This window comes from Rhodococcus quanlei, from assembly GCF_055231015.1.
Map to the genome: position 1 here is coordinate 179808 of NZ_JBUYWD010000002.1, position 14047 is coordinate 193854.

General features: G+C 65.3%; 12 protein-coding genes. 7 read left to right on the forward strand and 5 right to left on the reverse strand.

What is annotated here, in order from left to right; all coding sequences use genetic code 11:
• The first annotated feature begins 35 nt into the window (after window positions 1-35).
• Window positions 36-464, forward strand: coding sequence for a peptide-methionine (R)-S-oxide reductase MsrB (gene msrB, locus ACZI8Q_RS01620; protein ID WP_463371747.1), 429 nt, complete (start codon window positions 36-38; stop codon window positions 462-464).
• Between the two features lie 27 nt (window positions 465-491).
• Here msrB and hemQ read toward each other — a convergent pair whose 3' ends face one another.
• From hemQ to hemE, 3 genes are read right to left on the reverse strand one after another with little or no spacing between them, the layout of a single operon-like run.
• The gene (hemQ, locus tag ACZI8Q_RS01625; protein ID WP_463371748.1) at window positions 492-1187 is read right to left on the reverse strand and encodes a hydrogen peroxide-dependent heme synthase; all 696 of its coding nucleotides are present in this window, start codon (window positions 1185-1187) and stop codon (window positions 492-494) included.
• A 4-nt stretch (window positions 1188-1191) separates the two neighbouring features.
• Window positions 1192-2538 carry a protoporphyrinogen oxidase gene (locus ACZI8Q_RS01630; protein ID WP_463371789.1) on the reverse strand — a complete coding sequence of 449 codons (1347 nt, stop codon included), beginning with the start codon at window positions 2536-2538 and terminating at the stop codon, window positions 1192-1194.
• A 2-nt stretch (window positions 2539-2540) separates the two neighbouring features.
• On the reverse strand, window positions 2541-3608 hold the full coding sequence (gene hemE, locus ACZI8Q_RS01635; RefSeq protein WP_463371790.1) for a uroporphyrinogen decarboxylase: 1068 nt from the start codon (window positions 3606-3608) through the stop codon (window positions 2541-2543).
• A 157-nt stretch (window positions 3609-3765) separates the two neighbouring features.
• Between hemE and ACZI8Q_RS01640 the strand changes: the two genes are divergently transcribed.
• Window positions 3766-4356, forward strand: a complete 591-nt coding sequence (locus tag ACZI8Q_RS01640; RefSeq protein ID WP_463371749.1) for a DUF3000 domain-containing protein — start codon at window positions 3766-3768, stop codon at window positions 4354-4356.
• Here the strand turns inward: ACZI8Q_RS01640 and ACZI8Q_RS01645 are convergent.
• Window positions 4336-5595 (reverse strand): alpha/beta hydrolase, encoded by a 1260-nt coding sequence (locus ACZI8Q_RS01645; protein WP_463371750.1) that lies wholly within the window; start codon window positions 5593-5595, stop codon window positions 4336-4338. The two genes, ACZI8Q_RS01640 and ACZI8Q_RS01645, sit on opposite strands and share 21 nt — an antisense overlap.
• 84 nt (window positions 5596-5679) lie before the next feature.
• Between ACZI8Q_RS01645 and ACZI8Q_RS01650 the strand changes: the two genes are divergently transcribed.
• The gene (locus tag ACZI8Q_RS01650) at window positions 5680-7080 is read left to right on the forward strand and encodes a WS/DGAT/MGAT family O-acyltransferase (protein WP_463371751.1); all 1401 of its coding nucleotides are present in this window, start codon (window positions 5680-5682) and stop codon (window positions 7078-7080) included.
• On the opposite strand, the gene ACZI8Q_RS01655 is transcribed toward ACZI8Q_RS01650, so the two are convergent.
• Window positions 7075-7923: an alpha/beta fold hydrolase gene (locus tag ACZI8Q_RS01655; protein ID WP_463371752.1), complete on the reverse strand. Its 849-nt coding sequence runs from the start codon at window positions 7921-7923 to the stop codon at window positions 7075-7077. The genes ACZI8Q_RS01650 and ACZI8Q_RS01655 overlap by 6 nt on opposite strands.
• 138 nt (window positions 7924-8061) lie before the next feature.
• On the opposite strand from ACZI8Q_RS01655, the gene ACZI8Q_RS01660 reads away from it, so the two are divergent.
• The 4 genes from ACZI8Q_RS01660 to ACZI8Q_RS01675 all read left to right on the forward strand — a co-directional run bounded on the left by ACZI8Q_RS01660 (window position 8062) and on the right by ACZI8Q_RS01675 (window position 13946).
• Window positions 8062-9318, forward strand: coding sequence for an HRDC domain-containing protein (locus ACZI8Q_RS01660; protein ID WP_463371753.1), 1257 nt, complete (start codon window positions 8062-8064; stop codon window positions 9316-9318).
• Window positions 9319-9466: 148 nt separating this feature from the next.
• Window positions 9467-10687 (forward strand): thiolase family protein, encoded by a 1221-nt coding sequence (locus tag ACZI8Q_RS01665; protein WP_463371791.1) that lies wholly within the window; start codon window positions 9467-9469, stop codon window positions 10685-10687.
• Between the two features lie 2 nt (window positions 10688-10689).
• Entirely contained in the window at window positions 10690-12798 is a 2109-nt protein-coding gene (locus ACZI8Q_RS01670) for a 3-hydroxyacyl-CoA dehydrogenase NAD-binding domain-containing protein (protein WP_463371754.1), read from the forward strand.
• Window positions 12799-12938: 140 nt separating this feature from the next.
• Window positions 12939-13946 carry an iron-siderophore ABC transporter substrate-binding protein gene (locus ACZI8Q_RS01675; RefSeq protein WP_463371755.1) on the forward strand — a complete coding sequence of 336 codons (1008 nt, stop codon included), beginning with the start codon at window positions 12939-12941 and terminating at the stop codon, window positions 13944-13946.
• Window positions 13947-14047: the final 101 nt, after the last annotated feature.

Here is a 14047-nt window from a genome sequence, read left to right on the forward strand (position 1 = left end):
CAGCCGAAGTGAAACGGAACGGTTAGCGTGGAAACATGAGCACACGCCCCGAGCAGACAGAACCCGAGATCGTCCGCACCGAGGACGAGTGGCGTCAGCGACTCGGTCCCGAGGAGTATGCGGTACTCCGTCAAGCCGGGACCGAGCGTCCGTTCGTCGGCAAGTACACGGACACCGAGACAGCGGGGGTCTACCGTTGCCGAGCCTGTGATGCCGAACTGTTTCGCAGCACCGAGAAGTTCCATTCGCATTGCGGATGGCCGTCGTTCTTCGATCCGGCCGATTCCGACGCGGTGATCGTCCGTGAGGACACGTCGATGGGAATGCGACGCGTCGAGGTGCTGTGCAAGAAGTGCCACAGCCACCTCGGCCACGTCTTCGAAGGTGAGGGCTACCCCACACCGACGGATCAGCGCTACTGCATCAACTCGATCAGCCTCGTCCTGGAAGAGTCGCAAGCCTGATACGACACCGAGTCAGGCAGTGAGTTCTCAGGGCAGTGAGTTCACGAGCTTCTCCACGTCGACCCGTGGGCCGGTGAAGAACGGCACTTCCTCACGAACATGCATGCGGGCTTCGGTAGCGCGCAGATCCCGCATGAGATCGACGATGCGGTGCAACTCCGGGGCCTCGAACGCGAGGATCCACTCGTAATCCCCGAGCGCGAACGCCGGCACGGTGTTGGCACGGACTTCGGGGTACCCGCGCGCCTCCTTGCCGTGGTCGACGAGCATCTTGCGCCGTTCGTCGTCGGGCAGCAGGTACCACTCGTACGAGCGGACGAACGGGTACACGCAGATGTACGCGCCGGGTTCCTCCCCTGCGACGAAGGACGGGATGTGACTCTTGTTGAACTCGGCCGGCCGGTGAACGGCAACGTTGCTCCATACCGGGGCACTGGCACGGCCGAGAGCCGTCGTCCGCCGGAAATCCGCATACGCGGCCTGTAGGGCCTCGATGCTGCCGGAGTGGTTCCAGAACATGAAGTCGGCGTCGGCGCGCAAACCGGCAACGTCGTACAGGCCGCGGACCACGACCCCTTTGTCCTCGAGACCTTCGAAGAAGGCTTTCGCCTCCTTGATCGCGGCATCACGGTCGTCGCCGAGGGCTCCCGGCTCCACCTGGAAGGCAGAGAACATCAAGTAGCGGATTTCGGAGTTCAGGGTTTCGTAGTCAAGGCGTGCCATGACCCTATCCTGCCACTTGCCTCACCAGTCGTGTCGCCGCCGCCGTCGCTGCCCCCACACAGGCTGGCACCCCGACGCCGTGCAGCATCGCTCCGGCGATCTCGAGCCCGTCACATCGGGCGAGGTCCGCTTCGATCTGCGCAACCCGCTCAACGTGGCCTGGGCCGTACTGTGGCAGACCGTCGCGCCAGCGCGCGGTGACAGCTGCCAGTGGCGTGTCATCGACTCCACAGACCGTCGCCAGGTCGCGTCGCGCCGCCGCGACGAGATCCGCGTCCGACGACTGCACCGCTGCGGTATCGCCGAAACGCCCGAACGACACTCGCACCGTGGCAACGGACCGGTCCGCGAGGTGGGGCCACTTCCGGCTCGACAAGGTGAAAGCCTTCGCCTCGAGAGGCTCGTCGGTTGCGACCAGAATGCCCGAGTTCTCCGGTAGGTCCGTCTCCCCCGGGAACGACAGTGCCACGACCGCAGACGCTGCGGTGCCGATACGTCCGGCGCCGTCCGCCGCGGTGGGCGCGACGTCGGACAGGATTTCGGCGAGCGTCTGGGCGGTCACGGCAAGAACCACCCCGTCGAGGCGACCGACGGGATCGAGATGCCAGTGACTGCCATCCCGCCGTAGACCGTGTGCACGGGCCTCCACGATCCGAGGGGCCGTGGCGGTCAGCAGCGCGTCGGTCAGTTCTGCGTAGCCGCCCCGGAAAGCACCGAACACTGGCCCATCACTCGAAGCGGGAAGCGCGCTGCGCACCGCTGTCGAGAGACTCGGCGCTCCATCGTCCAGCGCCGCAGCGAGGGCGGGCAGAGCAGCACGAACTCCGATCGTCTCGGCGGTGCCGGAATAGACGCCCCCGAGCAGCGGGTCCACACTCCGGCGCACCACCTGTTCCCCGAAACGATCGGCGACCAGTTCGGCAACGGAGGTGTCCGAGCCCCGCACCCATTCGAAGCTTCGCGTCTGCTCGGCGCCGATTTTTGCCATTGTCGCGTCGTCGACCAGACCGGCGACCGAATCGGCATCGGCGGGCACACCCATCAGCGTTCCCTGCGGCAGCGCGTTCACTCGCCCACCCGACCAGATCAGTGGCCGACGCCCACCCGGATGAACGATATGATCCGACAGGCCGAGTTCGGCCGCGAGCGCCGGCACCTCGGGGCGCCGGACGATGAAGGCTTCTGCGCCGACGTCGAACGCGCCACCAGCGAAATCGAGCGTGCGCAGCTTCCCGCCCAGGCGGCCTGACGCGTCCACGAGAAGGATCTCGGCGTCCGGGCCGAGCTGCTGCCGAAGTCGATACGCCGCGACCAGTCCGCTGATCCCACCGCCCACGACGGCGACGCGCACGGTCACAACGAGTGCACCAGGTCCACTACTCCCGTGAGCACACCAGGGTCGGTGTCGGGCAGCACTCCGTGTCCGAGATTGAAGATATGGCCGGTGGCACCGGCGGCCAGCGCCCGATCTGCTTCGGCAACGATCCTGCGGGTGTGCTTCTCGACCGCTGAGGGGCCGGCGAACAGCACAGCCGGATCGAGATTGCCCTGCAGCGCCTTGCCGGGGCCGACTCGGCGCACAGCTTCGTCGAGCGGGACGCGCCAATCGACCCCCACCACGTCGGCGCCGACCTCCCCCATGGCCCCCAGCAGTTCGCCGGTGCCGACTCCGAAGTGGATGCGTGGCACGCCGGCATTCTGCACCTCGGCGAACACACGCTCGGAGTGCGGGAGCACGAACTCCCGATACTCGGCGAGCGTGAGCGCTCCGGCCCAGGAGTCGAACAGTTGCACAGCGTCGACGCCCGCATGCAGCTGTGCTTGCAGGAAGGTGATCGCCGTGTCGGCGAGCGTTCCGAGCAATGCGTGCCATGTCTTGGGGTCCGAGTGCATCAACGCCTTGGTGCGCTCGTGATTGCGACTGGGTCCGCCCTCCACGAGATAAGAGGCCAACGTGAACGGGGCTCCCGCGAAGCCGATCAACGGGGTGTCACCCAGCTCGGCCGTGAGCAACCGCACCGCCTGCGCGATGGCGCCGACCTCCTCCGCCCCCAATCGCGGCAGGCCCTGCACATCCGCGATGGACCGGACCGGATTCTCCACCACCGGACCAGTGCCCGGCACGATGTCGAGGTCGATACCGGCTGCCTTCAGCGGAACCACGATATCGGAGAAGAGGATCGCAGCGTCCACGCCGTGACGGCGCACGGGCTGCATGGTGATCTCACACACGAGCCCCGGGTCGAAACACGACTCGAGCATTCCGATTCCGGACCTGATCTCGCGATACTCGGGTAGGGAGCGGCCTGCCTGACGCATGAACCACACCGGCCGGTGCGCCGGCTCGCGCCCCGCCGCCGCCGCCAGCAACGGTGCATCCGCCAACACCCTCCGGGCGGCGTAGCCGACCCGCTCGGGCATACCTGCGTTCGTACTCTCCATACCGCTCATCAGTTGTTGCACTCCCACGGGCTAGTTCGGACCGTCCTTCATGCTGCCATGACCACAAGCAGCTCCGGTTCGGCACCTCGGCGCGCCTCCGCCGACTTGTCCGATTTCGGGTCTACCGTCCGAAAATGTGACGACTTCCGGATCGACTGCAGCGCCTGCAGAGTTCCGTGCCGCCGTCGATTCGATGGGTGCGGCGCGGGTACGTGGTGACATCGACCTCGGCCCCATTCGTCCGCCCCAGCGATTGGCCCCCTACAGCTATGCCATCGGCGCCGAGGTGACGCACGACGAGTCGGCAAGCATCCCCGAGCACTCGGAAGGCGATGCGTTCGGCCGCCTCATCCTGCTCCACGATCCCGAGGGCGACGAAGCCTGGAACGGCACGATGCGGTTGGTCGCGTACATCCAAGCCGACCTCGATGCGTCGGTGGCCGGGGACCCGTTGCTGCCCGAGGTGGCGTGGAGTTGGCTGGTGGACGCGCTCGAAGCACGACCGGAGCCGGTCACTGCGCTCGGTGGAACCGTGACGGCGACGAGTTCTGTGCGGTACGGCGACATCGCCGGTCCGCCACGCGCACATCAACTCGAACTGCGCGCCTCCTGGACTGCGACGTCGTCCGACCTCACCGATCATGTCGAAGCGTTCTGTGAGGTGCTGGGCTACGCGGCCGGCCTCCCACCGGCCGGCGTGACCGCGCTACACAGCCTCGGTGACTGAACGCTCGGTAACTCCGACCTCGGTAGGGCCTCGATGCGCCCACTCCAGAAAACGTCCAACCGCCGCAACGACAGCTACGCTGCGAATCGACGGAAACACGTCGAACGCGTGTTGCGCTCCCCGCAATTCGGCATATGCCACCGGATTGTTCGACACTTCCCGCAGCGCCTTCACGAACGCGCGCGCCTCGGCCACCGGAATCAGCGAGTCGCTGCGCCCGTGAATGACGAAGAACGGTGGCGCGTCGGAACGCAGGTGCGCCATCGGGGAAGCTTTGCGGTAGGCCTCGGGGAACTTCGCCCCCTTGCCGAGCAGCATGGGCATGATGCCCGACTGCACTCGCTGTAGAACTGGTTTGATTCCGGTATCCCCCGCAATGTCGTAGACGCCGTAGTGCGGGACACACGCCTGCACCGACGTGTCCATTTCCTCGAATCCCGGTTGCAGTTCCGGGTCGTTCTCTGTCAGTGCCAACATCGCCGTGAGATGACCTCCCGCGGAACCACCGGTGACCGCCACGAAACCGGGGTCGCCGCCGTAGGTACCGATGTTCTTCCGAACCCACGCCAACGCCTGCTTCAGTGCGACGAGGTGCTCGGGCCAGACCGCGCGCGGTGACAACGGGTAATTCACGGACACGCAGACCCATCCGCGGGACGCCATCTCCAGCATCAAGGGAATGCCCTGCTGATCCTTGTTACCGATGACCCAGCCACCACCGTGAACGTGGAAGAGGACCGGCGCATCTGCCGGTGTGTCTTCCCGGTGGTAGATGTTCAACCGAGACCGTCGGCCTCCTGGTGCGTACCGGACGTTGCGAACCTGCGTCACACCTTTGCGCCGCATCCAGAAGGGATCGAGTATCTGTCTCCACACCGGACGGCCCACAGCGACGATCCCACGGTCGCGCTGCGCGTAGTCCTCCCCCAGTGACTGCTGTAATGCCGCTTCGGCTTCGCGACCTGCACCTCGTCCGGTAGCCACAACACTTGCCAATGCCGCAACGGACGCAGCGGACAAAGCCATCCCGACCTTCGTACTGCGCGAGCCGACGCCCTTGCGCGCGACGTGTGTGGCCGCATCCGCGGCAGTGAGCGCCAGCAACTGCGGGGCCAGTTCCGTCGTCAGCCATCCGGACATGAACACAGGTACGGACAGCGGCATACCCGGAATCGGGCGCACGGCGTTGGCGGCCAGCAACACGCCCGCGGCCTGCCTGAGCACGAAAGATCGAGTCATGTGCGAAACTCCATTCCACTAGGAACCACGTGAATTTCTCGTTCACATTCCCAAGATACTAGAACGTGTTCTAGTATCGGTTTCATGCAGCGACTCAGCGGTCTCGACGCCACCTTCCTCTACCTGGAAACTTCCAGCCAACTCATGCATGTCTGCGGATTGATCGAACTCGACGAATCCACCATGCCCGGCGGATACCAGTTCGACAAACTCAAAACGGAACTCGCGGCACGCACCAAGGCGATGCCGGCATTCCGTCGCAAACTGCAGGATTCACGGTTCAATCTGGACCATCCTGTGTGGGTCGAGGACTCGGATTTCGACATCGATCGACACTGCCACCTCGTGGCTGTCCCTGCACCTGGCGGACGCGAAGCTCTTGCCGACCTGTGTGGACACATCGCCAGCCAACCGATGGATCGTTCCCGCCCGTTGTGGGAGATGTGGGTGATCGAAGGATTGGAAAGCGGTCGCGTCGCAGTGATGTCGAAGATGCACCACGCAGGGGTCGACGGTGTCACCGGCGCAAACATGATGTCGGAACTGTGCGGTCTCGAACCCGATGCGCCGCGGAGCGACCCCGCGGACGCCCCGGAGGGAGCGGGTAAGGCGAGCAGCCTCGACATCGCGTTGGGCGGACTGCTCGCCGTCGCTTCGCGCCCCGCGCGGCTTGCGCGTCTCGTTCCCGGCAGCCTCGCCGTTCTCCCCGAGTGGATCAGCCGAGCGCGGCGCGGAGAAGCCATGCCTGCGCCGTTCACAGCACCCCGCACGTCCTTCAACGGCACGATCACCGGCCACCGCAACATTGCCTACGCGCAGCTCGATCTCGAGAAGGTCAAGGACGTCAAAAACGCATTCGGCGTAAAGGTCAACGATGTGGTGCTGGCCCTGTGTGCAGGGGCTCTCCGCGATTACCTTCACAGCCGCGACGAACTTCCGGACAAGTCGTTGGTGGCGATGGTGCCTGTGTCGGTTCACAGCAAATCCGACCGTCCGGGCACAAACCAGGTGTCCGGGATGTTCACCGAACTCACTACTCAGATCGAGGACCCTGTCGAGCGACTGAAGACCATCGGCGAGCGGAACCCGATCGTCAAGAAACACAACGAGGCGCTCGGCGCGAACCTGCTGCAGGACTGGTCACAGTTCGCCGGCCCAGCGGTGTTCGGTGCTGCGATGCGTCTGTACGCCTCACTGGGTCTTGCCGAGCGGCATCCCGTGGTACACAACCTCGTCATCTCGAACATTCCAGGACCCCCGGTCCCGCTGTATTTCCTGGGCGCGCGCATCACCGGGATGTATCCGCTGGGCCCAGCGTTCCACGGAGCCGGTCTCAACATCTCCGTCATGTCGCTCGACGGCAAGCTCGACGTCGGCCTGGTCGGTTGCCGCGAACTGGTCCCCGAACTGTGGGATCTCGCGGATTCTTTCCCTCAGGCCCTCGACGAGTTGCACCAGGCTGCCAAAGCGAACGCAGAGTCATAACTGCACTTCGCTGGGCCTGTCCGCCGAGCGTATGCGCGTGAGCACCGACGTCGTCGCTGCCGAAAGGCCCTCGGTGAACTCACGAGCCTGCATCACACACGCCGAATGGCCACCCTCGATTTCGTAGGTGGCGCAGCCGTCGATCTGGCGTGCGAGCCAGCGTTGACGACGCGGCGCGATGATGCGGTCACGGGACGGCACGACGACTGCGGTGGGGACGTCGATATCACCCACCCAGTGCGTCGAGTCGAACTTGCCTATCTCGGCAACGGCCCTGCCCATCGCGCCGTAACTCGTGGAGGTGAACTCCCGGAGTGCCCACACACGGTCACTTCGGGAGTCGGTGCGCTCCCGTACGGGGCCTGCTTTCGGGCGGAGCGCACCCATTCCGGCGTTGATCGCCGTCATGGCCACCTTCTCTCGGGAAGCCCGTTGAAAATGCGCCGTCGCGGCACAGAGAATCAATCCATCCACACGGTCGCGATGGCGCTTCCACGCCAACTGGGCCACGAGCGAACCCATGGAATATCCCACGGGCACGACTCGGTCGACACCTAGTGCGTCCGCAAGAGCCACGACGTCGTCGGCGCAATCGGTGAGTTCGAACCGAGTGGAGCGGATACCTCGCCCGTGCCATCGCTGGTCGAACACCACCACGCGCGCCTTTTTGGCAAGTTCTGTCAATGCCGGGTACCACGTGAGCCTCCCCGTGCACGCGAGGGCATGCAGAAGGACCAGCGTGGGCCCTTCTCGTGGTCCGGTATCAACCACGAAAGTGCTGCCACGCCCCGGCAGGTCGACCATCCGCCCCTCGGGAAGCTCGCCAACGGGCGCAAGGCTCATGACACTCCTCGGTGAATGCGATGTTTCGGACGCAGGAACGCATTATTAGAACATATTTCAATTAGCCCGCAACCGATTGGCGGTGTTCCGGCGCTTCAGTTCCTCCGACCACCGCAGACGGACGTAGAGTCGGTGACCATGCCCGAAGCCACCGACGACCCAGATGTTCCGGCAGACCCAGATACCCCCGCCGCGACCCCCCTCCTGTCTCCTCGCGACGGTGTGCCCGACGTGGTGAGCACGGCCGAGGGCGTCACCAAAGCCGCTGCCGCGCTGACCGCGGGAACAGGCCCCTTGGCGGTGGACGCCGAACGTGCCTCCGGATTTCGCTACTCGGGGCGCGCCTACCTGGTCCAACTGCGTCGCGCCGGGTCGGGCACGGTTCTACTCGACCCGATTCCTACAACCGCCGACCTCACACCGCTTGCGGCCGCAATCAACCCACTCGAGTGGATCCTGCACTCTGCCGACCAAGACCTCCCCTGCCTTGCCGAACTCGGCTTGCATCCGACCCGCCTGTACGACACCGAACTCGCCGGCAGGCTGGCGGGATTCGATCGGGTGGGCCTGGCCGCGATCGTGGAACGCACGTTGGGATTGGAATTACGCAAGGGGCACGGCGCCGCGGACTGGTCGAAAAGGCCGCTTCCGGACTCGTGGCTGAACTATGCGGCCCTCGATGTGGAAGTTCTGGTCGAACTACACACGGAAATGACCGCGGAGCTCGAGCGCCAAGGCAAGACCGAGTGGGCGGCCCAGGAGTTCGAACACGTCCGCCTTGCCGGTCCACCCAAACCCAAGCCCGACCGCTGGCGCCGACTCTCGCACATCACCAGCCTGGGAAACACGCGCCAGCTCGCACTCGCACGCTCGCTGTGGCAGGCGCGCGAAGACCTCGCACGCAAACGTGACATCTCCCCCAGTCGGGTCCTTCCCGATTCGGCCATCATCGCCGCCGCGCGCGAGAATCCCGTCACCATCGAGCAATTGCGGGCACTGCCGGTCTTCGGCGGCCCACGGCAACGGCGGCATTCACGGCACTGGTTGCATGCGCTCGAATCCGCACGTGCACTGCCCTATGACGAACTACCGACCAAGCGGCCCGCCATCACCGGCCCGCCGCCGGCCAACAAATGGGCACGGATGGATCCCGAGGCGTCGGAACGTCTGTCCGCTGCTCGCGCCGCGCTCACCGACCTGAGCGGACAGGTGGCGGTACCGGTGGAGAATCTGGTGACCCCCGAACTGGTACGCCGTCTGTGCTGGGATTGGCCGTCACCCGAAGACGGTGCCGCCGACTCGCTGATCGACGACATCCTGACTGCAGGCGGTGCCCGGCCTTGGCAGCGCGAGTTGACCGTGTCACGCCTGAGCGCTGCACTCGCCACGGCGTGAGCCGAGTCTCCTGGCCACGGCGGCGAGTCGGACCGTCGTCGTCCGAGAACGACCGTTAAGTTACCCACGGGTAATGCAAGGAGTAGTCTGAGCCGAGAGGCCGGACGCCTAGCCGTGATCCGGAACCAAATCAGCTCCACCAGGAGGAATTCGCGTGGCTTCATCCACCCAGCGCAACGTCGTTTTCGTCGACGGCATCCGCACGCCGTTCGGCAAGGCCGGCCCGAAAGGCATGTACGCGCAGACCCGCGCCGACGACCTGGTCGTCAAGACCATCCGCGAACTGCTGCGCCGCAACCCGCAGCTCGACCCCGCCCGCATCGACGAGGTCGCCATCGCTGCCACCACTCAGACCGGTGACCAGGGCCTGACCATCGGCCGTACCGCAGGAATTCTCGCCGGCCTGCCCGAGACCGTGCCCGGCTTCGCCATCGACCGCATGTGCGCCGGCGCAATGACCGCTGTCACCACCACCGCGTCCGGCATCGGCTTCGGCCAGTACGACGTCGTCGTCGCCGGCGGCGTCGAGCACATGGGCCACCACCCGATGGGCGAGGGCGCCGACCCCAACCCCCGTTTCCTTGCGGACCGCCTGGTCGACCAGAGCGCTCTCGTCATGGGTAACACTGCCGAAAACCTGCACGACCGGTTCCCGAGCATCACCAAGGAACGCACCGACGCCTACGCGGTGAACAGCCAGAACAAGTACGACGCCGCCAAGCAGGCCGGCCACATCGCCGACACACTGGTGCCCGTTGCCACTCGCTCCGACGCAGGCTGGGGACTCGCCACCGAGGACGAGCCGCCCCGCCCTGGCACCACCGCCCAGAACCTCGCCGGCCTGAAGACGCCGTTCCGTCCCGCCGGCCGCATCACCGCAGGCAACGCCGCAGGTCTCAACGACGGTGCGACCGCCGCGATCCTCGCCGGCGAGGACACCGCCAAGGAGCTCGACCTCCCGATCGGCATGCGTATGGTCGGCTTCGCCTACCAGGGTGTCGACCCGGCGGTCATGGGGTACGGACCCGTTCCGGCCACGGAGAAGCTGCTGGCCCGCACCGGCCTGAAGATCGAGGACATCGGACTCTTCGAGCTCAACGAAGCGTTCGCCGTCCAGGTCATCGCCTTCCTCGAGCACTACGGCATCGCCGACGACGACCCGCGCGTCAACCAGTGGGGCGGTGCCATCGCATGCGGCCACCCGCTCGCGTCCTCGGGCGTACGCCTGATGACCCAGCTATCACGCCAGTTCGCGCAGCGTCCCGACGTCCGCTACGGCCTGACCAGCATGTGCATCGGTCTCGGCATGGGCGGCAGCGTCATCTGGGAGAACCCGAACCACGCCGACTACAACTCGGGAGCCAAGTAACCATGTCCGACATCGCCAATGCATTCACCGACGAAGTGGTGACCAACGCGTACACCAAGCTCGTCTCCGTACCCGGCATCGACGGCCAGGTTGCACTGGTCACCCTCGACAACGGGTTCGATCACACCAAGCCGTCGTCCTTCGGACCCGCCGGACTCGAGTCGCTGAACGCGGCCCTCGACGAGGCGTTCGACGCGAAGCCGGCCGCCATCGCGATCACCGGAAAGCCGTTCATCTTCGCCGCCGGCGCGGACCTCAAGGGTGTGCCCAGCATCACCAGCCGCGAGCAGGGGCTCGAACTCGGGCAGCTGGGCCACAAGGTCTTCCGGCGCCTGCGTGAGTCCACCATCCCGACTTTCGCGTTCGTCAACGGCGTCGCCCTCGGTGGTGGCCTCGAGGTCGCGTTGCACAGCCACTACCGCACGGTGTCGTCCAGTGCCGGAGCACTCGGACTGCCCGAGGCCTTCCTCGGTCTGGTACCGGGCTGGGGCGGAACTCAGTTGCTGCCCAACCTGATCGGCGCGTCCAATGCGGTCACGGTCATCATCGAGAACTCGCTGAACCAGAACAAGACGCTGGCCCCGAAGAAGGCCCTCGAGCTCGGTGTCGTCGACGCCGTGTTCGGTTCCGCCGACTTCCTCGAGCAGTCCCTCGCCTGGGCAGCCAAGGTTCTCGCCGGTGAGATCACCCCCGAACGTCCCGAGATCGACAAGGGTCAGGCGTGGGACGACGCGATCGTCCGCGCGAAGGCCGTCGTCGAAGGCAAGACGAAGAACTTTGCTCCAGGTCCGGTCAAGACCGTCGAACTGCTGGAGCTGGCCAAGAACACGGATATCACGGATTCCGCTTCACTGGACAAGGGATTCGCCGCCGAGGACGAGGCACTTGCCGACCTGCTCCTCACGGACGAGCTCCGCGCCGGCCTGTACGCCTTCGACCTGGTGAACAAGCGCGCCAAGCGTCCTGCCGGTGCGCCGGACAAGTCGTTGGCCCGCAAGATCACCGGGGTCGGCATCGTCGGTGCCGGCCTGATGGCCAGCCAGCTCGCCATGCTGTTCGTGCGCCAGCTGAAGGTGCCGGTGATCCTCACCGACATCGATCAGGAGCGCATCGACAAGGGTGTCGGCTACGTCCACTCCGAGATCGACAAGCTTCAGGGCAAGGGCCGGCTGTCCGCCGACGCCGCGAACCGCCTCAAGGGTCTCGTCTCCGGCTCGCTGGACAAGTCCGCGTTCGCGAAGACCGACTTCGTCATCGAGGCCGTCTTCGAGAACCTGGATCTGAAGAAGAAGATCTTCGCCGAGCTCGAGGAGTTCATCGCCCCGGAGACCATCCTGGCGACCAACACCTCTTCGCTGTCGATCACGAAGATGGCTGCCGACCTGAAGCACCCCGAGCGGGTCGTCGGATTCCACTTCTTCAACCCGGTCGCTGTTCTCCCGCTCCTCGAGGTCATCAAGGGCGAGAAGACGGACGACGCGACCCTGGCAACCGCGTTCGCGACGGCCAAGGCCCTCAAGAAGTCGGCTGTCGGTTCCGCCGACCTGCCCGGCTTCGTGTTCAACCGTCTCCTGATCCGCACCCTGGGTGAGGTCATGAACTCGGTGGACGAGGGCACCCCGTTCGAGGTCGCCGACAACGCGATCGCCGACCTCGGCATGCCGATGACGCCGTTCTCGCTTCTCGGACTCGTCGGTCCGGCCGTGGCGCTGCACACCGGTGAGACGCTCGCCGAGGCGTACCCGGAGCGGTTCCACAACTCCCCCGGACTCGAGGCACTCGTCGAGGCCAAGAAGTCGGCGGTCTGGAGCTGGGACAGCGGCAAGCAGGAAGTCGACCCCGAGGTCGCGGCCCTGTGGAAGCAGGGCGACAAGCCCTCGACCGCCGAGGAAGTTCTCGAGCGTACGCGTCGCGCGTTCGCAGAGGAGATCCAGATCATGCTCGACGAGGGTGTGGTCGCGGCAGCCGAGGACATCGACCTGTGCCTCATCCTCGGTGGTGGATTCGGATTCTGGAACGGCGGCATCACCCCGTACCTGGACCGCACCGGCACCTCGGAGGCCGTCAACGGTAAGCGCTTCCTCGAGCCTGGCGTCGCCAGCGTGAAGTAAGCCCCTCCCGCTTCTAACGAATGTCACATCGGTTCGGCTGCGCCGAACCGATGTGACATTCGTCGTTTCGGGGTGGCACGAAAATGCCGGTAGGTTAGGCTCACCTTCAACTAGTTTTCGGGCAGTCGAGGAGTCGAATCGTGACCAGAGCAGCAACCAAACGCACCGCAGCAATCGCAATCGCGGCGGCGACAGTGCTGGCCGGATGTTCCTCCAACGGCGAGTCCGATTCCGACACTTCACCGTCGGGCGAAGGGTTTCCCGTGACCATCGAGAACACCTTCGGCTCCACCACCATCGAGTCGGCGCCCGAGCGTATCGTCACACTCGGCTGGAACGCCCAGGACGTGGTGTATGCACTGGGTGAAACCCCCATCGGCATGCCCCGCTACACCTACGGCGCGCAGGAGAACGGCGTCATGCCGTGGCTCCAAGACCACTTCGATCCCAGTGAAACCACATTGCTCGACGCTGAGACGTCGGTGCCTGTCGAGCAGGTCGCCGAGTTGGCGCCGGACGTCATCCTGGCCCCCTACGAGGGGTTCGACGAGAACACCTACGATCAACTGTCCGCCTTTTCGCCCACCGTCGCGTACCCGGACAAGGCGTGGCAGACGACGTGGCAGGATCAGACCACCATCGTCGGCGCGGCGTTGGGCAAGAGCGCCGAGGCCGATCAACTCGTCGCAGAACTCGAGCAGACGCTCTCCGATACCGGTGCGGAACACCCGGAGTTCACGGGGAAGACCATTTCTGTGGTCAGCATCGACCCCAATACCGGAACGGTGAGCGTGTACATGCCCACTGATCCCCGCGTGCAGACACTCACCGAATTGGGTTTCGAGAACGCTCCGGGGGTCGAGAAGCTGGCAGAGGACGCTGGCGGCAAGTTCTTCGCAGACATCTCGGTCGAGAACATTGCCGATATCGACGCCGACGTTGTCGTGGCGTTCGTTCCGAACGAGACCACCCTGACTTCGAACCCTGCGTACAGGAACCTCGGTGCACTCGAACGGGGCACGGTGGTTCCCCTCACCGACACTCAGGTCGTTGCCGGGCTGAGCCAGACCAGTGTCCTAGCGACACCGTGGGTCCTCGACAAGATCACTCCACGGTTGTCGGAAGCCGCGAAGAAGGCCGGCGCCTGACACATTCCGGCGCCTGACACATCTCTGCGTAAATACCCGTGTGCGCGACTGATGGGGCGTAGCGTCCCGTTTGGCTGCCGAGGTAGCGCCCAACAGCGGGA

What these genes read in the sequence shown, in the direction of transcription:
- hemE (WP_463371790.1), bottom strand. Translation starts at nt 3,608, where the DNA reads ATGCCCGAGCGGGTCGGCTACGCCGCCCGGAGGGTGTTGGCGGATGCA.
- ACZI8Q_RS01660 (WP_463371753.1), top strand. Translation starts at nt 8,062, where the DNA reads ATGCCCGAAGCCACCGACGACCCAGATGTTCCGGCAGACCCAGATACC.
- ACZI8Q_RS01655 (WP_463371752.1), bottom strand. Translation starts at nt 7,923, where the DNA reads ATGAGCCTTGCGCCCGTTGGCGAGCTTCCCGAGGGGCGGATGGTCGAC.
- msrB (WP_463371747.1), top strand. Translation starts at nt 36, where the DNA reads ATGAGCACACGCCCCGAGCAGACAGAACCCGAGATCGTCCGCACCGAG.
- ACZI8Q_RS01670 (WP_463371754.1), top strand. Translation starts at nt 10,690, where the DNA reads ATGTCCGACATCGCCAATGCATTCACCGACGAAGTGGTGACCAACGCG.
- hemQ (WP_463371748.1), bottom strand. Translation starts at nt 1,187, where the DNA reads ATGGCACGCCTTGACTACGAAACCCTGAACTCCGAAATCCGCTACTTG.
- ACZI8Q_RS01645 (WP_463371750.1), bottom strand. Translation starts at nt 5,595, where the DNA reads ATGACTCGATCTTTCGTGCTCAGGCAGGCCGCGGGCGTGTTGCTGGCC.
- ACZI8Q_RS01650 (WP_463371751.1), top strand. Translation starts at nt 5,680, where the DNA reads ATGCAGCGACTCAGCGGTCTCGACGCCACCTTCCTCTACCTGGAAACT.